The sequence below is a fragment of the Rummeliibacillus pycnus genome, from assembly GCF_002884495.1.
GTDB classification, from domain to species: Bacteria; Bacillota; Bacilli; order Bacillales_A; family Planococcaceae; genus Rummeliibacillus; species Rummeliibacillus pycnus.
Genome location: NZ_KZ614145.1, coordinates 163,073 through 186,861, shown reverse-complemented (window position 1 = coordinate 186,861; position 23,789 = coordinate 163,073). Strand labels below are relative to the sequence as shown.

Here is a 23,789-nt window from a genome sequence, read left to right as displayed (position 1 = left end):
ATGATTACCTTCCTTCTGTAGATGTCTTTGAACCAAAAAGACCTTGTGGTTTTAATAGAAGAATAACAATAATCATAATAAAGGCTATTGCGTCTCGATAACCTGAGTCTCCATAAGCAACAAGGACCGTTTCTGACAATCCAAGTATTAAACCGCCAGCCATGGCTCCTTTCACATTTCCCATACCACCTAAAATAATAATGGCTAATCCCTTTAATCCAATCGATAATCCCATTTGCGGATTGACTGAGTTAAATGCCATTCCTACTAAAACGCCAGCAATACCTCCCATTGCAGATGCAATAATAACTGTCATCGTAATCGTACGTTTCGTATTGACCCCAAGAATACTGGCAGTCTCTAGGTTTTCTGCTGTAGCTCGCAACGCTTTTCCTGCTTTTGTTTTCGAAAGCCAGAAAGAAAGCCCCATCATTAAAAGAATGGAAATCATAAAGATCACAATCTGAACTGCATAGATGGTAACAGAGCCAATTTGAATACTAAGTTCTGCAAAAGGTGTACGGAATGGTCTGTTTCCAGCGCCAAATAATTGATGTGACATATTTTCTAGAAACATTGATACCCCAATGGTACTTATTAAAGGCGCTAAATGAGAAACTCCTTTTTTCCCACGTAATGGACGAAGAGAAAGACTCTCCAATAAATACCCTAAGATTGCAGTTACAAGAATTGCGGCTAAGAACCCCAACCATAATGGCCAACCTAAAACACCTGTTGTCAAAACACCTACATAAGCACCTACCATAAAGATTTCACCATGTGCCATATTGATAATGCCCAATACGCCAAATACAAGGGTAAAACCGAGTGCTACAATTGCGTATATACTGCCTAACGTAATTCCATTAACTAATTGCTCAAGTAGCAAAATAAATCACCCTTTAATTCATTTTTGTGAGTCCGAATATGAATGAAAAAAGTAAAAAATGTGGATTAACTTTTAGTCACTGCACAATACGGTAAGGGTTGTCCAGATCGTCATAAACAAATATCTAATTTATAGTGAGTAGGAATTTTTAGATCAGGTTCATGCATTGAAAAGTGGATGCTTTCTCTTAGCGAGCATTGCGCTTCGTTACAGAAAATCCCACTGCAGTCATCACCCGAAATGTAAATCCACTTAAAAAAATTTAAAGAAAATTGCTCTTCTTCACAAAGTGTGGAAGAGCAATTTTTACTAATTACATTTCCTATTCGACTATACTTATTGGACAGCCTCTAGTTATTTCAATTATTTAAATTCGACGAATTTTCCGTCTTTTATTTCGACAACTTTAGGTTCCATTACTACGTCGCCTTCTTTGTCAAATGAGAACTTACCAAGAATACCATCAAAATCCTTTGTCTCTGCTAATGCTTTATGGAATGCTTCACGATCTGCTTTTCCTGCTCTTTTCAATGCATCCGCATAGATATATAAAGCATCGTAAGCTTGAGCAGCAAATTGGTCTGGTAATTTACCATATGCTTTTTTGTATTTGTTATTAAAATCAACCACTTTTTGTTCTTTTGAATCGCCAAACCATGGTGTTGCAACCACTAAACCATTTGCAGCATTTCCTGCAATTTTAATAACCTCAGGTGAGTTAAATCCATTCCCACCAACAAACGGAACATCAATACCCATTTTTCGAGCTTGGTCCATAATAACAGCACCCTCATTATATAAAGCGGAAGCTAATATAAAATCAGGTTTTTTGCTTTTAATTTTCGTTAACTGTGCATTATAATCACTTTGACCTTTTTGGAAGGTTTCAGTAGTTACGATATCTAATCCCATTTTTTCTGCTTCTTTTTTCATCGTATCATAACCTGATTTTGTAAACACATCATCATTTCCATAAATAATTGCTACTTTTTTGGCACCAGTTTTAGATACTACTTTTTCCATAGCTGCAGGAATGGCCAATGCTTCTGGAATTGAATTTCTAAATACATAATCTCCGATTTGAGGAATACCTTCCGCAGTTGTAGATGTACCCATAATTGAAATGCCTTCTAAATCTGATTCTGGAGCTACTACTTTAAATTCTGTACTTAAAGTTGGTCCTAATAGAGCGATGATGTCATTGTCACTCATTAATTTTTGAGCAGCTGATAGTGCTTGTTCTTGTTTACCAGCTGAGTCTTCAGTTACAAGTTCAATGTTAACATCACCTTGTTTATTGATCTCTTTTTGAGCCAGTTTAAATCCATTTGTAATTGCTTCCCCGTATGCAGCTCCTGCTCCTGTCATATATGCAATAACACCAAATTTAGCATTAATTTTCCCATTAGATTGTTCGCCACTTGTTTTTCCATTACTACTTGATTTTGCGCCACATCCAGCCAATACAATTAACATCAATGCTGAAACAAAAACTAGAATTTTTTTGGTTATTTTATTCATATGTGCCCTCCTAATGTTGGTTTTAATGTAAATACTATTCTATTAAATTATATTTACACGAATATGTAAATAGAAAAATCAAAATTATTATTATTTTCTGATATTTATTTTTATTAATTTTTACTTTTAATTATTAATCACTTACCCAAAAGTCTATCTACTGAAATCACCATGCGATGCTCCAATAAACTTAATTTATGAAAAAAGTTGCTCTTCTACATAATGCAGAAGAGCAACTTTTAATGAATTAAGTAACTACATTTCTTATTAAATTATACTTATGGGAAGTCTCTTACAATAATTATTCTCCCAAGATAGAAGCAAGTACTGCTTTTTGTGCATGTAGACGATTTTCTGCTTGTTCGAAAATAAAGGAATTTGGACCGTCAATTACGGATGTAGCCACTTCTTCTTCACGGTGAGCAGGCAAACAGTGCAGGAACATATAATTAGGTTTTGCATGTGCTACAAGTTCATCGTTAATTTGATATCCTTTAAAGTCTTTAAGACGTTTTGCCGATTCTTCTTCTTGACCCATCGATGTCCATACATCTGTATAGATGATATCAGCGTCTTTTGCTGCCTCAACAGGATCATAAGTATGGGCAACTGTACTTCCATTATTTAATGCAATTTCTGCTGCTTTTTTCATCACATCTTCACTTGGCTCATAGTTTTTCGGAGTTGCAACAACAACATCTATTCCAACATGAGCACAAGCTACCACAAGTGAATGGGCAACATTATTGCCATCGCCAATATACGCAAGTTTTAAACCTTTTAGTTCCCCTTTTTCTTCAGCGATTGTTTCTAAATCTGCTAAAGCTTGGCAAGGATGCGCTAGATCTGTTAAGCCATTGATAACAGGAATTGATGCATGCTCTGCAAGTTCTTTCACCATTTCATGTGAGTTTGCTCGAATCATAATACCATCTAGGTAGCCTGATAGAACGTGACCTGTATCATGAATCGATTCACCACGACCAATTTGTAAATCGCGTGCATTCATATACATTCCTTTACCACCTAGCTGATTCATCCCAACTTCAAACGAAATACGAGTACGAGTTGAATTCTTCTCAAAAATCATTCCCAATGTTTTTCCTTCTAATAATGGAGGACAACTACCTTCCTTCGTAATAACTTTTAACTTCATAGCAAGGTCAAGTAATCCTTTTACTTCCTCACTTGTGTAATCAGTAAGTGCAAGTAAATCCTTATCTTTTAAAGATGTAACCAGCTTAAGCTGAACAAGTTCTAATAATTTCATCAAAATCGCTCCTTACATTTCCTTGTGATAATGAACATTATACATTTGTATATTTATTAAATCAATTGTATTTTTATGTTTTTTCAAAAAATTAAAATCCTTTGCAGTAACGCGTAAAGGATTTTAACTGAAAAGCTATTTTTTATAAAAGTAAGGATCAAAATTATTTTAAAAGCTTAAATGAATCAATTTCATAAATACTATTCTAGTCGTAAAAAACGAATGCTATTGAAATATACGATCCAATAATTCGGATTACACTTCAACTATACTATTTACTTAATATGCCGCTCCAGATGGCGCTTTCCGTGGGCGAGCAGTGAGCCTCCTCGTCCGCTTACGCTACCTGCGGGGTCTCACTTTTCTCGCTTTCCCACAGGAGTCGCCATCTTCCGCTCCTTAGACAATATCCTAATAGGTATTGCACAACAATTTAAACTTTTAATGTTCGTATTTTATATCAAAACTTTAAATTATGACATTGACTCAAGTAGAGCGTATTTCACGAACCTAAACTTTTTATCCGAACTTATTAACTAGGTAACAGTTCAATTTTGTACTAACAAACTTTACTATTTTCCAAAGCCATCACAATGTAAAGATTTTTGCATGTGTGTGAATATTGATATTACAATATTCACTACATAATTCAAAGTTCTATCTAAAAACTTCCTTTTCCGATACTATTTCAGTAGTTCTCTGTTGAAGAAGCAAGTTCAGAAATAACGATTTGGCTTCCAAGTAAAGGAGATTCTTTTGTCGCATCATTAGGTGATTGTTTATGTGCGTTTTTGAAGGCATCACTTTCACGCCAGACGTTAAAATTTTCTAAACTTTTCCAATACATATTTACATCCATTTCATCGAATTCTTCATTGGATGTGCAAACTAATACTTCCGTTTTAATAAATCCTTCGAATTCTCCAATTTGTTTATCAGCTGTAAAAGCTGGCGCCATACGACTAGCGAACCCTTTTTTAGTTTTGATACGATTTGTAATAACAAACATGTTAATCTCTCCTTAATTTTATCATTTATTTTTTATTCGTTTTACAAGTGAAATGATGAATGAACCACTCGTTTTTATAAGGTAGCATTCTTTTTACGAATTGGAATTAAAATAACCGATGCTATTATAATCAAAATAGCTATTACCATAGCGGTATAGAATAATCCTCCATACCCATTTTGAGCAGCAATTTTCGTAATTTGATAAATTGAAGTTTGAATGGTACTTTTTAAAGTTGGATCTTGAATTTGGTTCAGGATTGCTGTGTAATCTTTTTCTACTAGGCGACCACTTGTCATCATATGTTGTAATAGTTGTTGTAATTCGGTGGTAGCCTCTTGTGATAAATTAGCCGTTTTTAAATGATCTTGTAAAATTTGTGGAAACTCTGTTTTAAATAATGATGGAATTTCAGCAAATCCACGTGCGATAAATCCAGCATAAATGGTCGGCGCTAAGGTCATACCAATTTGTCTACTAAGTGATAAAGCTGCTAACGCAGAGCCTTTATCAGATTTTAATTTTTCAGTCGCTAAAATATTTAAAGGAGCACCTAAAATAATACCGATACCAATACCAGCAATACTAGATGAAATGATAAATTGCCATTTCCATTCAATCCATGTTGGGAATAATAGAAACCCAATCGCTGAAATAATCCCTGATAAGAAAACAGCCAATACCGGTCCTTTTTTATCAACAAGTATTCCGCCCATTGCAGCACCAACACCAGAAGCAAGAGCAAGAGGCGTCATCCAATAGCCAGCATTTTCAGCACTCACACCTAATACTTGTTCTGAAAAAGCAGGGATAAAAATCATTCCGGCTAACAAAGCACCTGAAAGAGCACCAATTAAAAGAGTTACTAAATAAGTAGGTTTTATTAATAAATAAAAAGGTAGAATAGGATCACCATCTTCTTTTGCATCTAAATGTTTTTCGTGAATTAATAAGATGATAAAGAAAATAATCCCTGCGAGAATATACCCATATACGTTCAGTTGAGCTATACTTTTAAAGAATTCTGTCCCCTCGATATTTGTAAGACCATACATAAAACCTAAAATGGAGAATGATAGTAGGATTGTTCCAACTAAATCGAGTTTACCCGAAGCAGTGTCCTTTGTTTCCTGAAGTTTGAAAGTACCTAAAATAACTAAAACAAGCGCAATTGGCACATTAATCAAAAATAAATAATGCCAATTTCCTGTTAAATCGAGTAACACACTGCCTAAATTAGGTCCTAATACCGCAGCAATCCCATTCATACCGCCAAGCATCCCTAAAGCTTTACCTTGTTTTTCTTCGGGTAAAGTACTTAAAATATGCGAGCTACCAATGATGAATATTCCTCCACCACCTAGTGCTTGAATAAGACGTGCAACTAAATAAAAACTAAACGATGGACTTAGTGCTACAGCTAATGAGCCTATCCCAAACAACGCAATCTCAACAATAAATAATTTTTTTCGACCATATCGGTCAGATAGTTTCCCGACAATTGGAACACTAATCGCTAATCCTAATGTGTAAAGGGTAATTCCCCAAGCACCCCAGTTTGCAGAAACGCCAAACGAGCTGTTTATAGTCGTAAGAGCAGCTGAAATAATTCCGTTATCAAGCGCGGCTATAAATACACCAATCGAGAAAAGAACAAGTGCCCACGTCTGGCTCGAAGTTTTTTCAGACATAAAAATCCTCCTTGAATTCATCGATTTCGGTTTGATCAACTTTCCTAGTTTAATTCCGTAGAATTGCAACATCTGTTTTTCTTCCTCTGATTTAACATGTGAAATTGCTGTATTGCTAGACCAAATGGTGTTGTATCTTCCATATCTCTATTCTTCTTAATATGATTTATTAAAGTTAAAAGATTTACTAACTGTTACTTTAGCTCCACCTTCACACGCTACATAATCTGTACCAAAGTTTTTATTGTTGCAGCACTTGATGTAGTAAGATTCTTTAATAAGTTACACTTGTGTCACTACAGTATTATTATACATATAAGTTACACTTGTGTCACTTATTTTTTTAGATATAAAGCAAACACCTAATCTGAACATGAAAAGCATCTGGTTAAAGTATCCATTCGTATTTAAAAACCGATAAGAGATTGATGAGATTGAATTATAAATTTAATGATTTAGTTATCTTTTACGAGTTTACAAGTTGATACTGACAGTATATGATATAAAATGTTCTTATTTATATTTATTTATGAATGAAAAGGAGTTGATTTTTTTGGGTAGTCGAAGTTGTAACGATCCTGATCCCAGGGAGTGTAAAGAGGAAGTCATAATTGTCCCACTCCTAAAAAGGTTGATTACTTTCAAAAGAATCAACTCTTTACAATGACTGGAACTTTATCGGCTTTCTCAATCAATGAGGAGGTTAGTTTATGTTGAACATATATTTGACAAATGAAAATTGTAAATTAGAAGAAACTAAAGAAATTACAAAAGGATGTTGGATTAATTTAATATCCCCAACAGAAGAAGAGATAAACGATGTTGCAAGTAAAGTTCAAATTCCATTAGACTTTTTAAAAGATCCACTGGACGAAGAGGAAAGATCAAGGATTGAAAAAGATGATGATAATATATTGATTATCGTTAATGTACCTTTAATGTCAAAGGACGATAGTGGTTTAACAATATATGATACGATTCCTCTAGGAATGATTATCACTAAGGGTTGCTTTATCACAGTTTGTTTAAAAGACAATCCGATCTTCCAAATGTTTGTACAAAATAAAGTAAAACAATTTTTCACCTATAAAAAAACAAGATTTGCTTTTCAAATTCTTTATGTAATCGCAACTTCGTTTCTTAAAAATCTAAAATTAATCAACAAAAAGACAGATGAAATTGAAAAAGAATTACATCAGTCAATGAAAAATAAAGAATTATTTACATTATTAAACTTGGAAAAAAGCTTAGTTTATATTACCACTTCTTTAAAATCAAATAACATAGTCATGCAGAAAATGTTAAAAAGTAATTACTTAAAAATGTTTGAAGATGACAAAGAATTGTTAGAGGATGTAATTGTTGAAAATCAGCAAGCCATTGAGATGGCTGAAACGCATTCATCCATTTTAAGTGGGATGATGGACGCTTTTGCATCGGTTATTTCAAATAACTTAAATATGGTAATGAAATTTTTGACATCCTTTACGATTATCTTATCTTTACCAACTATGGTGGCAAGTTTTTACGGTATGAATGTGCCAGTTCCATTTCAGCATTATAAACATGCTTTTTGGATTGCTATTACTATTTCTATCTTTTTATCTAGTACAACTGCATTTATTTTTTGGAGAAAAAGATTATTTTAATAAATTTCAAAAACCGATGATTCTTCATAAAGAATCATCGGTTTTTACTTTATAGTCACTACATTTCTCTTTTCAACAAAAAACACGCTACTCAATTTAGCGTGTAAAGAATATCAATATTACAGTTTGTTTACTTTATAACTGATCCATGTAAAAATGTTCCTATTAACATACTCTACCCATTAATTCGTCAATTTGATGCATTAACTTCTCTAAGAAGTCCTCATCTTCATACGAACCTAATAAGTCCTTTTCATGAAGAATGCATATGGGCTCTTCTTCTCTAGATTTTGTTTGATACAACGGAGAACCAACAACTGACCATTCCCCATCTAACCATATTGCAATCCGTTCAAAATCCCCTTCTAAAATAACTTCACACAAGGCATCTTTGCCCTGCAATTCCAGGTCAATGTCCAAATTTTATACCTCCAAATAAGGGTTCATCATTATTATATATTGTAAACATACAAATGCAAATTTGGGGTTTCATGATAGTATATTGAATACTCAAAAGTTAAATTCTTGTTCTAAGAAAATTTCCATTTTAAATTGTTCAATTAATTCTTCATTAGATATTCCTAATTTTTTGTGCATAAAAAACTACCCCCTACAAACCCGGTAGGAGGTAGTTAATAGCAAAGTTTAGAGAATTTATAAAATTGGTTTTACTCGTTCTTTACAATTCAACTATTTTCTTTTATTCAAAAATAATCTTATTAACAGTTTCACGATCTAACTTTTTAATGACTTCAATCACTAATTTTACTGTGTTTTCGAAATCATCACGATGTAAGATTCCTGCATGTGAGTGTATATAACGTGTTGCGATACCGATGGATAATGCGGGTACACCATTTGCTGTTAAATGGATGGAGCCTGCATCTGTACCCCCACCAGGAATTGCTTCATATTGATATGGAATTCCGTTTTCTTCTGCAGTATCTACTACAAGATCGCGTAAACCTTTATGAGCAACCATAGAACCATCGTAAATAATAATTTGTGGTCCAGCACCCATTTTACTGTTTGATTCTTTTGAGGAGATTCCAGGGGTATCTCCCGCAATCCCTACATCAACCGCAAAACCGATATCAGGATTAATCTTATGAGCAGCAGTTTTAGAGCCACGAAGCCCTACTTCTTCTTGAACTACCCCACAACCATAAACAACATTTGGGTGTTTCACATCTTTTAATCCTTTTAAAACTTCAATAGCAATTGCACAGCCGATTCGATTATCCCATGCTTTAGCTAGTAAATGTTTTTCGTTTTTCATTACTGTAAATTCAAAATAAGGTGTTACCATATCACCAGGTTTTACACCCCAGCTTAATGCTTCTTCTTTAGAAGATGCACCGATATCGATGAACATATCTTTAATTTCATAAGGTTGTTTACGAGCAGATGCAGGTAAAATATGTGGTGGTTTTGAACCAATAACCCCTACAATTGTTTCACCAGAACGAGTTACGACTTGTACTCGTTGAGCAAGCATAACTTGTGACCACCAGCCACCTACCGTTTGAAATTTCAAAAATCCTTTGTCATCAATTTGAGTAACCATAAAGCCTACTTCATCTAGATGACCAGCCACCATGATTTTCGGTCCATTTGCATCGCCAACTTTCTCAGCAATGACAGAACCTAGGTTATCAGTCTCTACTTGATCAGCATATGGAGTAATATACTTAGTCATAACATCTCTTGATTCTTTTTCATTGCCCGCAATTGCACGTGCATCCGTTAAATCTTTTAAAAGCGTCAGTGTTTCATCATATTGAACCATTATTTAGACCCCCTAAATATTCAGTACTTGTTCATTATAAATCCAATAGTAGGTAAATTCAAAAGAATATTTAGAATTTTCCTGATGAGCCAAATCCTTGTTCTGAACGAGTTGAATCGGAAACCTCTTGTACTTGTTCTAATTGTACTTGAAGAACCGGTGCAATAACCATTTGTGCAATTCGCATATGCTTTTCTACTAAGAAATCCTTCTTACCATGATTAATTAATATGATTTTGATTTCACCACGATAACCTTCATCGACAGTTCCTGGGCTATTTAGTACTGTTACAGAATGTTTTAGGGCAAGGCCACTTCTTGGGCGAATCTGTGCTTCCGTACCTTTTGGTAATTCAATAATAATACCTGTAGGAATTAATGCAGACTCCCCTGCCTTGATTACTTGTTCTTCCACTGCATATAAATCTAATCCTGCATCCCCTGGATTAGCACGATATGGCATTTTCGCCTCTTCATGAATAAGTTGTACTTTTAATGTGAAATCCATCATATTACCTACCTTTTTTAATAAAAATTTCTACTTATTCATCGTATCGAAAAAGTCTACTATTGAAAAGAAATATCGTAGAAATTTAACACCAATATGAGATCCTGTATTACTTGTTATCTTGTCATTTAAATATTATAAATAATAAACGCTTCTGCTATTGCTAAAATTGTAAAACCATAAACAAAATGAAGATGGCGTGTTTTATGATGAAATAGAATCATGCCTAACCAAGTACCCGCTGCTCCACCCATCCAGGCAATTAACCATAATCTCTTTTCTGGAATACGCCATCGATTATTTATTGCTTTCCATTTATCAATACCCATTGTTAGAAATCCTATTATAAACATAAGTAAAAAGTAACCATTTAGTATAGTTGATAAATCAGTATCCATTGCTCCTCCTATAATCTCCTTTCTTATAGTAAATCGTTAAGAATAAAAAAGCATATAGAGAAATTATTCTCTATATGCACTATTTATGAACTGCATTTTATTACTATTAATTATCTAGCTACTACGTATGACTTATTTGCAGTAATGTAGTAACCATTTGATAATTTGAGTCTTGGTGTACCTGCAGATGTAAATGAAACAGCTTTAACCGTTAACTTTTTGCCTTTTGTTAGAACTTTTCCTCGTGTTGCTGACGTAAAGGTTGTACGACTATATTGGTATACACTTTTCTTTAATTGAACAGTTCCAGGATTTACGTAAATATAATTCGTAATCGATGGTGTCACCACTCTTACAAAGTCTTTACTTGCTGTGATGTACGATCCTGAGACTGTTTTTAAACGAGGTGTACCACCTGAAGAGTAGGCAAGATCTTTGATACTCAATACTGTATTTTTCTTAACACTTACAAGTCTCTTATCTAAATCTGCATTGTTATAAGCATATAAATTTGATTTTACTAGAATTTTACTTGGTGTTTTTGTGTAGTATTGATCAATACTAGAGGTTACTTTTACCACATAGTCTCGATTAGCTGTTAAATACATGCCATTTTTTAGCTTGAGTCTTGGTGTTCCAGCAGCCGTTTTTTCAATACCTACTACGTCGATTAATGTATTTTTTGCAATAGATTTTCCTTTTGTAGCATTGGTAAAATTGGTAGACGAATATTGATTCAGTTGTACCTTAGCAGCTATTTTACCTGGATTTGTAGTGTAATATCTTGGTCTACTTGCAGTTGTAATATTACTATTACCTGTTAGGTAGCTCAAACTCACATTAGGATTTAGACGGTTTAAGTCAACATATGTACTAATCCCTGCTACTCTTCCTTGGTCAGTGTATTGCCATAAATCATATGGATGTGATGGTGCAGCAGTACTATTGTTGTACCGTGGAATCCATACAAAATCAAATTTAGATGTATCCAAATTAAAATCATCATATAAATGATTTGCAATGTACAAACCAATTTTCTTATCTGTTTTTGTACGTAATTGCTTTACATATGCATTTATAATCGTACGCATGCTTTCGCCTGATTTACTCGTATTTTGCTCAACATCTAGCACGTAAAATTTCGTATTTTTACTAGCTCTATTATAAAAATTGTTCGCCTCAATTTTGGCATCACTTGACGACTCAGCCAAACTATAAGCATACACACCAAAGGGAACGCCATATTTTTGGGCTCCTGCTTCATAGGTCGAATGCATTGGATCTTCAAACGTACTACCATATTGAGTACGGATTATTACTAGATCTAATACTTTACTTGCTTGACTCCAATCAACGTTCTTTTGATAGTACGAAATATCCGCAATGACTGGTTCTGACGAAGCTTTTTTTAATAGATTATTTGTAATTGGTGCTGTTTCCCACTTTGTTGTGTGGTCTGGGTTTGCTGGTGCAAGTTCTTCTGCAGATGCTGTATGGACGGTTACGAGACACGCAATCGTCAAAAAAAGAATACCCACAATGTTCCTAATAACTTTCACTATTCTCTTCTCCTTGTATGTATTTTAGTAATTTCTAAGATGTCTAAATCTCCGCCAACTAAAGAATACCAAAAGTTGAAGATAAAATATAAAACATCTTGCCTTCAAATAGATTACGATAGTTACACTTACTTTACATTCATCTAACAATGATCCTATTTTTATTAGAGATTGAAATTAAAAACGCAGATTCTATTCTTCGAATCCACGTTTCTATTAACTAATAGGCTACTAAACAACTCTTATTGGCTGTAATATATAAACCATTTGTGAGTTGTAGTCGCGGTGTACCTGCAGATGTAAAACGTATACTTTTAATATTTACTAATTTACCTTTTTTTAGAACAGCGCTTTTTGTAGATGATGTAAAAGAAATACTACTATATTGATTTACATTTTTAGTAAGTTTAACGTAATTCGGTTTTGTTAAAACATAGTCTTTGAACTGTGAAGTTAGGACATTTACATACGATTTGTTTGCTGTAATATAACTACCAGAAACTGTTTTTAATCTTGGAATACCGGTCGAAGTATACGCTATATCCTTAATTGTTAAAATGGTATTCTTCTTGACATTGAACATTTTAGTGGAATTAGCAAAACTAGTAGAAGAATATGCACCTACATCTTTGCTTAAAATCACATAAGACGGCTTTTTCGTATAATATGAATTTATATCTGCTGATAATTGAATCGCAATTTTTTTATCGGCAGTAATATATTGACCATTCGCTAATTGTAATGCCTTTTTACCTTGTGTACTATTCACAAGTGCAGTTGTTTCAAGTACTTGCCCTTTTTTTAAGGTTGCTGTTTTTGTTGTTCCATCTAAATTACTGTTTCTATATTGGGCAGTATCCATATTTAAAACAATCTGTTTAGGATTCGTTGAATGGTAATCGACATGGACACTTGCTGTTTCAGTCTCTGAATTATCTCCATTTGCTTTTTCTTCCGAACTCTCACTATTATCATCTTTTGATGAGTCAGTGTCGTTTAAAAATTCATCTAATGTAAGATTTGGATTTAATCGATTCAAATCAACATTTGCATTAATTCCATCGATTCTTCCTTTGTCTGTATATTGCCATAGATCGTAGTCATAGTCTGGTTTGGATGTACTATATCGAGGTATCCATACAAAATCTGCTTTGGACGTATCTAAATTAAAACTTTTGTACAAATGATGTGCAACATATATCCCAATTTTCTTATCTGTTTTTGTACGGAGTTGTTTGATATATGCGTTTGTAATCGTTCGCATACTTTCTCCTGATAAACTTGTATTTTGTTCCACATCAATTACATAGAATTGAGCATCTTTGTCTGCTCGATTATAAAAGTCATTTGCTTCTACCTTTGCATCTGCAGATGAGACAGCCAAATTATAAGCATATACGCCAAATGGTACACCGTATTTTTTCGCACCTGCTTCATTTTTCTTATGATATGTATCTTCATCCGTACTACCATGCTGTGTACGAATAATTACTAAATCCAACTTTTTACTCGCTTTTGCCCAATCGATATTCCCTTGCCATTTTGAAATATCCGCAATAATTGGTTCTGACTTCATTAAGCGTAATTTATTGCTTGAGGTATCTACTACTGTAGGTGTTGTTTCCCATTTAGTTGTACTATCAGGATTCGCCGGCCCTAACTCTTCAGCATGAGCACGATGCATACTAACTGTAAATACAATCATCGCGACAAATACTGCGATTAATACTTTCATTTTCTTCATCGATGCTAATCTCCTTTTCAATTAATGTATCTATATACCTAACTCTTTACTAATAGAATAACAAATTTTTACTAGGTATAAAGATTCATATATAAGGAAATTAACAATTTTTATTATTATTAATTGATTTTGTTACAATAAATTGAATTTTTTATCAAAATGAATCAATTTAGGCTTTTATATGTGGAATTTTAACAGATTCACTAGCCTGTCTCGTACTGTACACTTCGACTTAGCAGCACTACCTTTAAGGCTCTTATAAGTTTGGAAATCGTATGAATCTGCTAACTTTGCTGTATATATAGAATTTACTTTCCTTCTGGGTTAGCAGCTGCCGACTGACGAGCCCCCTTTTGCTTCACTCGCGTCTTCTACGTTAACTCATAACTCAATATTTTCGGCTAATTTCTAAATTATTTCCCCATTAAAAAGCAGCCAGATATACTTCTCTGGCTACTTTTTTGGCTCTTTGCTATTTTTTTATTTTGCTATTATGCGTTAGCGTTTACTTTTAGTTGCATTGCTGGTCCGAAGAATTCGAAATGGATTTGAGATTCTTTGAAACCAATTTCATATAAATGGTTGATAATTGCTTCCATGAATACTGCTGGTCCACAAACATAAACATCATTTTCAAGACTTACGTTTTCTTCTAAGAATTCTTTTGTGATGTGCCCAACTTCATCTGTATTTAATGCGATATAACTTGCATTAGGCATTTTTTCTAAGTTTGAAGAAATTTCTTTGTCGAAAACATGTAATTTTGCTGTACGTGCACTGTGGATAAGTGTTGTTTTTCTATTTGCATCAAGTGCAGCTAAAGTATCGAACATACTCATTAATGGCGTAATCCCAACACCACCGGCGATGAATGTTACTGGTGCTTTAGATGCAAGGTCTAATTGGAAATCTCCTGCAGGTGCACTAACTTTAATACGATCACCAATTTGCGCTTGGTTGTGTAGATAAACGGATACTTTACCTTGTGGATCGTTTAAATCTTCACGTTTCACTGAAATACGGAAGAATGCATCTTTTTTTGGAGCTCTTGATAAGCTATATTGACGGTTATGAGCGTATTCTTCACCAGGGATTTGAACTTGAACTGTAATGTATTGACCTGGTTTATATTCAGGTAATTCTTTTCCTGCAACTGGTCTTAAGTAGAATGAAGTAATTTCATCGTTTTCTTTCACTTTATCAGCGATTTCAAATTCTTTGAAGAATCTCCAACCACCTTCTTGGCTTTCAGCTTCTTTATACATTTCTTCTTCAGTTGCCATGAATGCATCAGCAATTACGCCATATGCTTCTGCCCAAGCATTGATAATTTCATCAGTTGCTGCATCCCCAAGAACTTCCTTAATTGCGCCTAGTAAAAATTCTCCAACGATTGGGTAATGTTCTGGTTTAATCCCTAAGCTACGGTGTTTTTGTGCAATTTGGCGAACAACTGGCATAATTGCTCCTAAATTTTCAATGTGCACTGCTGCTGCATAAACTGTGTTAGCTAACGCTGCTTGTTGACGACCTTTTGCTTGGTTAGCATGGTTGAAGATGTTTAATAATTCTGGATGTGCTGCGAACATATTTTTATAAAAAGTTTTTGTAATGGCTGTTCCGTGTACTTCTAATACTGGTGCAGTAGATTTTACGATATCCATAGTTTGTTGAGATAACATGATCAACACTCCTTTTCTTTTAACAACTAAAAGATACACCCGTTTTTTCTTTAAAGCAATATTAAAAATACATCTTTAACAAAAAAGACATATTTTAAATATATCTTTTGACGAAAAAGACATATTTAAAAAGTATCTTTTAAAATTAACGTGGGTTTTACTTTACATGGTATAATAGTTATAGAAATGGTGGTGTTTTGGATGCGATTAACTTTATATACCGATTATTCTTTACGTGTCCTGCTCTATCTTGGTGCCATGGAACCTGAGAAGCTAGCCACGATTAAAGAAATATCGGATGCATATGGAATTTCAAAGAATCATTTAATGAAAGTTACACATGAGCTTGGTAAGCTTGGATATATTGAAACCATTCGTGGTCGTGGTGGTGGTATTCATCTTGCAATGAAGCCTGAGGATATTGTTATCGGTAAGGTTATTCGACAAACTGAGGAAGATTTCTATCTAGTCGATTGTTTTAATCCTGAATCTATTGGTTGTATCATCTCTCCCGTATGTAATTTGAAAGGTGCATTAAATAAGGCACTTCATGCTTATATATCAGTTTTAGACGAATATAGACTAAGTGATTTTCTTCATTCAAAAGAGGAAATGGCAGCTATACTTTTCAAGGAGTAGTTCCTAAAATAGCGAAAAACCTTTCGTTCGTTGTGAGCGAAAGGTTTTTCCTTTATTTAATGAAACTTTACTTTTTTCTATTACTCTTCGCTATATTGAATGAATACCCCCAAAATAGAATATAGCTTTAAAAAAAAGCCTATGAATGTATAACATTCATAGGCTTAAAATATGCTAATTGCATATATTATTTAACGATTGCTTTTTTAGCAGCGTCTGCTAATTGAGCGAATGCAGCTGCATCGTTTACTGCTAAATCAGCTAACATTTTACGGTTAACTTCGATTTCAGCAACTTTTAAACCATGCATTAAACGGCTGTAAGAAAGACCGTTGATGCGAGCAGCAGCGTTGATACGAGTAATCCATAATTTACGGAAATCACGTTTCTTTTGACGACGGTCACGGTATGCATATTGACCTGATTTCATGACTGCTTGGTTAGCAACTTTATATAATGTGTGTTTAGAGCCAAAGTAACCTTTAGCTAATTTTAAAACTTTTTTACGACGAGCGCGTGTTACAGTACCGCCTTTTACGCGTGGCATACTAATTACCTCCTGCTATTCAATTACATGAATATATTGTTATTTTCGAATTATTTAATGTTCGTAAGTAAAGATTTGATGCGTTTGAAGTCACCTGAAGAAACGATGTTTGCTTTACGTAAGTGACGTTTTGCTTTTGTAGATTTGTTTGCGAATAAGTGGCTACCGAAAGCACGGTCATATTTTAATTTACCAGTACCCGTTTTTTTGAAACGTTTAGCTGCGCCACGGTGAGTTTTCATTTTTGGCATTTCGAATTCCTCCTAAACTGTTCGACTAAAACTTATTTTTTTTCGTTCTTAGGTTGAAGTACTAAGAACATGCTTCTGCCTTCCATTTTCGGTTTTTGTTCAACCGTTGCAACTTCAGCACAAGCTTCTGCGAAGCGATCTAATACTTTTTGGCCGATTTCTTTGTGCGTAATTGCACGACCTTTAAAGCGAATAGATGCTTTCACTTTGTCCCCTTTTTCAAGGAACTTAATCCCGTTACGCAATTTTGTTTGGAAATCGTGTTCGTCAATAGTAGGACTTAGTCTTACTTCTTTCATCACGATAACTTTTTGGTTTTTGCGTACTTCGCGATCTTTCTTTTGTTGCTCGAATTTGAATTTACCATAGTCCATGATACGAGCGACCGGTGGCTTGGCTTGAGGAGCCACAAGGACAAGATCCAAATTTGCACGTTCTGCAATAGTTAAGGCTTCATTGCGTGATTTTACTCCAAGCTGATCACCATTATGATCGATTAGACGAAGTTCACGAGCGCGAATGCCTTCGTTTACATACATGTCTTTGCTAATAACAATCCACCTCCAAGTAGTGTCGCGAATACATGGTTTGGGCTAGTTGCCCGATGAATCGGTACGGTTATTTCGATGTCCACTAAAAAAGGGCGGACATAGTCGAAATGTCCGCCCGCAAGATATATGTACACGCCGAAATGCGTGATCCGTTCTATCATGTAACCTGTCAACACTAATTGCTTAGATCGATCAGGTGAGAAGCGGGCAGCCTCTTCTTCAACCACAAACTTGTATTCATTAACCTTTATTAGTTTATCATGTCATATAAACTTTGTCAATGATTATTATAATTTCTTTTATATATTTTCTTTTATATATTAGATCGATTTAAATCTGCATTTTCATGAAGTGGAAGTGGATTTAGCATCGCTTTCCGTGGGCGAACTGACGAGCTTCCTCAGGGCAACAGGATGTTGGTCACGGAGTCCTTGCCACAGGACGTGGCGTTCTTAGACTCTGTTCCTTAATCGCTTCCTGCGGGGTCTCGTCTAGTCCGTTTTCCCACAGGAGTCTTCGCTAATTCCACTTCAACTAAGATGGCTATACAAAATTCCCTTAAAAAATTTCATCTATATATTTACTTTCTACCAAATCATATGCCAATTCTATTTCTACTGGAATAGGAGTACTAGAGTTATTTTAAACATTGTCATAAAAAAGCACATTCTTACCTTAGTAGTAAGGATGTGCTTTATCTTCTATTATAATTAGTAAAATAAGCTTTCTTCGCTCTTTAACCTTATCCAGCTACTGGCGCTAGCTTTTCGGACCAGATAACCTCCCCGCTGTGAGGCAAAGAGCGCCTCTTCGCGTGTAGAACATCTGACCGACAAAGCTTAACGAGCGCCATTCGCTTTTAACCTTTATGAGCTACGTCTTCTTGAATGGCTTTTAAGAATTCTTCAAATGGTACTGTTTCAGAATCTTTTGAGCCATAACGACGAACGTTTACGCTGCCATCTTCTAATTCTTTATCACCTAATACAAGCATGTAAGGGATTTTCTTCATTTGTGCTTCACGGATTTTATAACCAAGTTTTTCGTCACGGTAATCCATTTCTACACGGAAGCCTGCTGCTTGAAGTTTTTCTTGTACACCTTTCGCGTAATCGAAGTGTACATCGTTAGAAACAGGAATTACTTGAACTTGAACTGGCGCTAACCAAGTTGGGAATGCACCTTTGTACTCTTCGATTAGGAAGGCTACAAAACGTTCCATAGTAGATACAACACCACGGTGAATAACGACTGGACGATGTTGTTTACCATCTTCACCAATGTAGTGTAAGTCAAAGCGTTCTGGTAATAAGAAGTCAAGTTGAACTGTAGATAAAGTTTCTTGTTTACCAATTGCAGTTTTCACTTGAACGTCAAGTTTTGGACCATAGAATGCTGCTTCACCTTCAGCTTCGTAATAACTTAAGCCAAGGTCATCCATTGCTTCTTTTAGCATACTTTGTGCTTTTTCCCACATTTCATCGTCATCGAAGTACTTTTCAGTATCTTCTGGATCACGGTATGAAAGACGGAATTCATAGTCGTTTAAATCGAAGTCTTTATAAACAGATAGGATTAATTCAACTACTTTTTTGAATTCTTCTTTGATTTGGTCTGGACGAACGAAAAGGTGAGCGTCATTTAAAGTCATGCCTCGAACACGTTGTAAACCAGAAACAGCGCCACTCATTTCATAACGGTGCATTGTACCAAGTTCTGCAACACGGAATGGCAGATCGCGGTATGAACGCATTGCTGATTTATAGACCATCATGTGGTGAGGGCAGTTCATTGGACGAAGCACTAATGTCTCGTTGTCCATTTCCATTGGTGGGAACATATCTTCTTGGTAGTGATCCCAGTGACCTGATGTTACGTAAAGTTCTTTAGAACCTAGTACTGGAGTGTAAACGTGTTTGTAACCAAGAGATACTTCTTTATCCACAATGTATCGTTCGATTGTACGGCGAATTGTAGCACCATTTGGTAACCATAGTGGTAAACCTTGACCTACTAATTTGTTTGTAGTGAATAGTTCGAGTTCTTTACCAATTTTACGGTGGTCACGTTCTTTTGCTTCTTCAAGCATTTCAAGATGTGCTTTTAAATCTTTTTTATCGAAGAAAGCTGTACCGTAAATACGTTGAAGCATTTTGTTGTCTGAGTTACCTCTCCAATAGGCACCAGCAATTGATAATAATTTAAATTCTTTAATTTTACCTGTAGAAGGTACATGTACCCCACGGCATAGATCGAAGAAATCACCTTGTTCGTAGATTGAAACTTGTTCGTCTTCAGGAATTGCTTCAAGAAGCTCTAGTTTATACTCATCACTAATTTCTTCAAAGCGTTTTTTCGCTTCTGCACGTGAAACATCATGACGTACGATTTCAATATTTTCTGCAACAATTTTCTTCATTTCTTTTTCAATACGTTGAAAATCCTCAGAAGTGATTGGTTCTGGAGAATCAATATCGTAGTAGAAACCACCTTCAATTACAGGACCAACACCAAGTTTTACACCAGGGAATAAACGTTTAACAGCTTGAGCTAATAGATGGGCTGTTGAGTGACGTAATACTTCAAGTGCTTCATCATCAGAAGGTGTAATGATTGCAATTGAACCGTCTTCATTAAGAGGAGTCTTAGTATCAACTAATACGCCATTAAATTTACCCACAATTGCTTTTTTACGTAATCCTGGGCTAATTGATAGTGCAACTGCATCAGTAGTAATACCTTTTTCAAACTCTTTTACTGAGCTGTCAGGGAATGTTAATTTGATCATGTCTGCCATAATAATCTCTCCTTTTTTTATATATTCAAGAGCTCTGGGCCACAAGCTGGAGAAATTTTCTATGCACAATTTAAATTGAGAAGCTACAGCACTTTCCTGATCAGCCCTCGAGAGCGCCAAGAATGTGAGTCAGATAGTCGTTGTCACAGGACGCGGCGCACTTAGACGCTCTACCTTAAACCCAAGATCCCTCAGCACTTAAATAATTGCATAAAAAAAATCCCGTCCACAAAGGGACGAGATTATACTCGTGGTTCCACCCTTCTTCCTTCTAAGTAAGCTAAAAAGCATTACATAGATGAAGCTCTAGATCGGCTAACGGGCCGCAACCGTCGACAATTACTTTTCATTCACTGTCGCTGCTCCAAGGCGGTAAATTTTGTGCCGTTACTAAGAAGCTTTCAGCCAAGGCTTCCCTCTCTTTGAGTCGTGCAGAAAATTGTTGTCCTTTTCTAAGCATTTCAATTTAGATTATGACTGAAATTATATACTGAATACTTTTAAAAATCAAGTATCAATTTACGTCTTAATCAATTTGATAAAGTCGTCTATTTTCCCCAATCATTTCAAAGTCTGTCGTTAATGCTTTAATACGTTCCATTATTCTGGCTGCTTTAATCACATCTACGTCGCCTTTTTGAGTTGTTGCAAAATGATTTTCAAGCTGATCGTAATTATAATTAGATGTGATGAAGACTGGTAATCCTTCATTCATACGGAATTGTAAAATCGTTCCGATAATTTCATCTCTAGTCCAAGCAGATAAGCTTTCAGCACCTAAGTCATCTAACATAAGGACAGGTGCTTTTTTTACAAAGTCAACCTTTTCTTGTAGTGACTGATCTTGAATGGAACTTTTCAATTCACTTAGGAAATCAGGTACATAAACCATAACCGTTTTGATCTCCATTGTAGCAAGCTCATTCGCAATTGCTCCAAGTACATACGATTTACCGACACCAAAATTACCATAGATATAATATCCACTTCTCGGTAAGTTCCCTGTATTGCGTACTTTTTGTATAAATAATTCTGCAAACGTTCGAATTGCCTTTTTAGACTCATTGCTCGTATCTAAGTCACTGATTTTCGCCTTGAGAACATCTTTTGGCATATGCATACTCGAAATCATAGAAGCTGCTTTGCGACGGGCATCCTCCATTCTCTTTGTTTGACAAGGAACGTATTCTACATCTATTTGCCCTCGAATAATGGTTAGTTTTGGAACAAATCCGTTTATAGCGTTTTTACAAGTAGCGACAGACTCACATTGGCCACAATCATGTTGTTGATTAACATATTCGTAAAGTTTTCCTAAACCTCTTTCAACCATTTCACGGTTTGCTACTTGATCATGATCAGCTAAGAATTTTTGAACTCCTTTATTCTCAAGTATTTCTCTTTGCATTTCATTGTAACGTGCTTGAAATTGTGAATCCATCATCTTTTTCAATTCATTGTTGATTGGTTCCATTATGAATCCACCTCTCCTTCATTCATACCTAGTTTTTTCAATATTTCTCGACGTTTCTTTTCATAATCTGTTTGCTTCTCTTCGGATGATTGTCCTTCTTTTTTCTTCTGTTGTTTTAATTTGTTTTCATAGTACCAATCAGGAACATTTTTAGGCTTTGCCGTTTGTTTTCCTTTTGGGATAAATTGTTTTCGGCTTTTCTGAACTTGATATTCTTTTGCAAAATCCAAAGCTTGTTCAGCTGTTTGAACACTGTTTTTTTGCCAATTAGAAGCAATTGCTTGCAGGAATGCACTATTTAAGTTGGCATTACTTAGGTAATATGCATAATGAATAAGAACATTCACAACAGGCGTTTGCATATCATACTTAGAAGTAAAATCTTGTACCACTTTTACATCCTTTTCAAAAGGCGTCTTCCCTTTTACAAGCATTGTTAATAAATCAATTGGTTTTACACGATCAAAGATTGAAATTAACTCTTTTTTTAATTCTTCTATATTTGAATACTCCGAATCAACAAACTGTGGTAGTTGATAAAAAACACCTGCCCCAGCTTTTAGCAATTTGTATTCTTTTGAATAATCTTTTGTTTCTTTTATTGCTGTTGTTTTTGAATCAGTTGCATTATTTTCTTCAAACTCTCTTGCTAACTTCATCGCTTCTCTGGCTGTTTTGACGCCTGTATTACGCCAATGGGATGCGATAGTTTCAATATATTTGCGGTTTAATTTCCCATTATTACGTAAAAAAACATAATGAATTAATACGTTCACAACAGGTGTTGGAATTTCATATTGCATCACCAAATCTTCTACTAACTGCCGATCATTAGGAAATGGCTCCTTGCCACCTGCTACTGCAGTCAATACATCAATTGGCGAAGATGTTTCGAACCAGCGTATCAGCTCTGCCTCCATAGGATCGATTTCCTCATCTATTAAAGATGTTTGTGTGAATACTTCTTGTTTCGGTTGATTTTTGATGACAGATTGCATCGATGGAGGTTCTTTCGATACTGTTAGTTTATAATAATCTGCTGCTTCTTTTTTTAAACGTAAATCACTCAAAACCATTTGATCATCCAGCGCTAATAAAACAATTTTCTGCATATCAAGTGGTGTTAAATGATAAAGAAAAGCTAATTTTGCAATCGTTGCTTTGATTTCTGCTGTTAATACGGATGACGGAATAAGTTGCTCCGATAAGCCCGCTCTTAATAGGTTGAAATCAAAATCCTCATAGTGAAAAGGCAATTCTTTTGGCTTTTCTTGTAATCCTGTAAGCTGTATTTCATCAGATGGCAAACTATGCTGAACAGGTCGATAAACATCTGTAAATGTTCTTGAAACTTCCTGATAGCCATAATTGGACATTCCTTTTGAAACAAAACGTTGCCGTAAATTTCGGTATGCTGATTCACCAATTTTACTGAATAGGAACATTGATAGTAGTGGATCATCAAAGAATGTAGCTGCATCTAGAGGTGGCATCACATCATAGATGAAAGAACGCATTTCTTGCTGATCTTTACGCCAAGTGCGTAATAATCCAATCGCTTCAAGAGCTATTCTTGATTTGAAAATTTTACCAATCGGCATGTCTAAAGAGTTCATCAAATGATAGTGTGATCTTGTACTATCATCTACATTTTCTCCCTCAGCCCATAACAAAAAATAGAGGCTAATTGGTTCTGCTCCAATAAGCGGTTGATACAAAAGAGTAATCAGCTTTCGGTCATAACTAGATAGAGGAAAAGGTACGCGAATGGATAGGCGATCAACAGGTTGCAATTCTTTATATAAATTCACCAACGATTCT

20 protein-coding genes and 1 other annotated feature are annotated in these 23,789 nt (G+C 35.0%); of the genes, 2 read left to right on the top strand and 18 right to left on the bottom strand.

The window, feature by feature from the left end; translation table 11 throughout:
* Positions 1-4: 4 nt before the first annotated feature.
* The 5 genes from CEF14_RS00960 to CEF14_RS00940 form a co-directional block, all read right to left on the bottom strand.
* A complete protein-coding gene (locus CEF14_RS00960; RefSeq protein WP_102691105.1) occupies positions 5-889 on the bottom strand; it encodes a branched-chain amino acid ABC transporter permease in 885 nt (294 codons plus the stop codon).
* A 363-nt stretch (positions 890-1,252) separates the two neighbouring features.
* Complete coding sequence (locus CEF14_RS00955) at positions 1,253-2,410, bottom strand: ABC transporter substrate-binding protein (RefSeq protein ID WP_102691104.1); 1,158 nt, start codon at positions 2,408-2,410, stop codon at positions 1,253-1,255.
* Between the two features lie 301 nt (positions 2,411-2,711).
* Positions 2,712-3,680 (bottom strand): ornithine carbamoyltransferase, encoded by a 969-nt coding sequence (gene argF, locus CEF14_RS00950; protein WP_102691103.1) that lies wholly within the window; start codon positions 3,678-3,680, stop codon positions 2,712-2,714.
* Between the two features lie 688 nt (positions 3,681-4,368).
* Positions 4,369-4,689: a heme oxygenase gene (locus CEF14_RS00945; RefSeq protein WP_102691102.1), complete on the bottom strand. Its 321-nt coding sequence runs from the start codon at positions 4,687-4,689 to the stop codon at positions 4,369-4,371.
* 74 nt (positions 4,690-4,763) lie between these two features.
* Positions 4,764-6,380, bottom strand: coding sequence for an MFS transporter (locus tag CEF14_RS00940; RefSeq protein ID WP_102691101.1), 1,617 nt, complete (start codon positions 6,378-6,380; stop codon positions 4,764-4,766).
* A gap of 710 nt (positions 6,381-7,090) precedes the next feature.
* Here CEF14_RS00940 and CEF14_RS00935 point away from each other — a divergent pair.
* Positions 7,091-8,029, top strand: coding sequence for a magnesium transporter CorA family protein (locus CEF14_RS00935; RefSeq protein ID WP_102691100.1), 939 nt, complete (start codon positions 7,091-7,093; stop codon positions 8,027-8,029).
* 165 nt (positions 8,030-8,194) lie between these two features.
* Here the strand turns inward: CEF14_RS00935 and CEF14_RS00930 are convergent, their stop codons facing one another.
* The 7 genes from CEF14_RS00930 to hmpA form a co-directional block, all read right to left on the bottom strand.
* Positions 8,195-8,449 carry a hypothetical protein gene (locus CEF14_RS00930; RefSeq protein WP_102691099.1) on the bottom strand — a complete coding sequence of 85 codons (255 nt, stop codon included), beginning with the start codon at positions 8,447-8,449 and terminating at the stop codon, positions 8,195-8,197.
* Positions 8,450-8,729: 280 nt separating this feature from the next.
* Entirely contained in the window at positions 8,730-9,818 is a 1,089-nt protein-coding gene (locus CEF14_RS00925) for a M42 family metallopeptidase (protein ID WP_102691098.1), read from the bottom strand.
* 70 nt (positions 9,819-9,888) lie between these two features.
* Positions 9,889-10,326, bottom strand: a complete 438-nt coding sequence (dut, locus tag CEF14_RS00920) for a dUTP diphosphatase (protein WP_102691097.1) — start codon at positions 10,324-10,326, stop codon at positions 9,889-9,891.
* 128 nt (positions 10,327-10,454) lie between these two features.
* Positions 10,455-10,724, bottom strand: coding sequence for a DUF1294 domain-containing protein (locus CEF14_RS00915; RefSeq protein WP_102691096.1), 270 nt, complete (start codon positions 10,722-10,724; stop codon positions 10,455-10,457).
* A gap of 110 nt (positions 10,725-10,834) precedes the next feature.
* Entirely contained in the window at positions 10,835-12,283 is a 1,449-nt protein-coding gene (locus tag CEF14_RS00910; protein WP_170061392.1) for a DUF5776 domain-containing protein, read from the bottom strand.
* A gap of 220 nt (positions 12,284-12,503) precedes the next feature.
* Entirely contained in the window at positions 12,504-14,027 is a 1,524-nt protein-coding gene (locus CEF14_RS00905) for a DUF5776 domain-containing protein (protein ID WP_102691094.1), read from the bottom strand.
* A 491-nt stretch (positions 14,028-14,518) separates the two neighbouring features.
* On the bottom strand, positions 14,519-15,709 hold the full coding sequence (hmpA, locus tag CEF14_RS00900; RefSeq protein ID WP_102691093.1) for an NO-inducible flavohemoprotein: 1,191 nt from the start codon (positions 15,707-15,709) through the stop codon (positions 14,519-14,521).
* 201 nt (positions 15,710-15,910) lie between these two features.
* On the opposite strand from hmpA, the gene CEF14_RS00895 reads away from it, so the two are divergent.
* Complete coding sequence (locus CEF14_RS00895; protein ID WP_102691092.1) at positions 15,911-16,348, top strand: Rrf2 family transcriptional regulator; 438 nt, start codon at positions 15,911-15,913, stop codon at positions 16,346-16,348.
* A gap of 187 nt (positions 16,349-16,535) precedes the next feature.
* Here CEF14_RS00895 and rplT read toward each other — a convergent pair whose 3' ends face one another.
* From rplT to CEF14_RS00865, 6 genes are all read right to left on the bottom strand, one after another.
* Complete coding sequence (gene rplT / locus CEF14_RS00890; protein WP_102691091.1) at positions 16,536-16,895, bottom strand: 50S ribosomal protein L20; 360 nt, start codon at positions 16,893-16,895, stop codon at positions 16,536-16,538.
* A 50-nt stretch (positions 16,896-16,945) separates the two neighbouring features.
* On the bottom strand, positions 16,946-17,146 hold the full coding sequence (rpmI, locus tag CEF14_RS00885; RefSeq protein WP_102691090.1) for a 50S ribosomal protein L35: 201 nt from the start codon (positions 17,144-17,146) through the stop codon (positions 16,946-16,948).
* 32 nt (positions 17,147-17,178) lie between these two features.
* Positions 17,179-17,685 carry a translation initiation factor IF-3 gene (infC, locus tag CEF14_RS00880; RefSeq protein ID WP_146013856.1) on the bottom strand — a complete coding sequence of 169 codons (507 nt, stop codon included), beginning with the start codon at positions 17,683-17,685 and terminating at the stop codon, positions 17,179-17,181.
* A gap of 871 nt (positions 17,686-18,556) precedes the next feature.
* Positions 18,557-20,494, bottom strand: coding sequence for a threonine--tRNA ligase (thrS, locus tag CEF14_RS00875; protein ID WP_102691088.1), 1,938 nt, complete (start codon positions 20,492-20,494; stop codon positions 18,557-18,559).
* Positions 20,495-20,723: 229 nt separating this feature from the next.
* Positions 20,724-20,958 (bottom strand) — a binding site (T-box leader).
* A 62-nt stretch (positions 20,959-21,020) separates the two neighbouring features.
* Positions 21,021-21,968 carry a primosomal protein DnaI gene (gene dnaI / locus CEF14_RS00870; RefSeq protein WP_102691087.1) on the bottom strand — a complete coding sequence of 316 codons (948 nt, stop codon included), beginning with the start codon at positions 21,966-21,968 and terminating at the stop codon, positions 21,021-21,023.
* Entirely contained in the window at positions 21,968-23,779 is a 1,812-nt protein-coding gene (locus tag CEF14_RS00865) for a DnaD domain protein (protein WP_245890019.1), read from the bottom strand. The genes dnaI and CEF14_RS00865 overlap by 1 nt, the downstream gene beginning before the upstream one ends.
* Positions 23,780-23,789 lie beyond the last annotated feature (10 nt).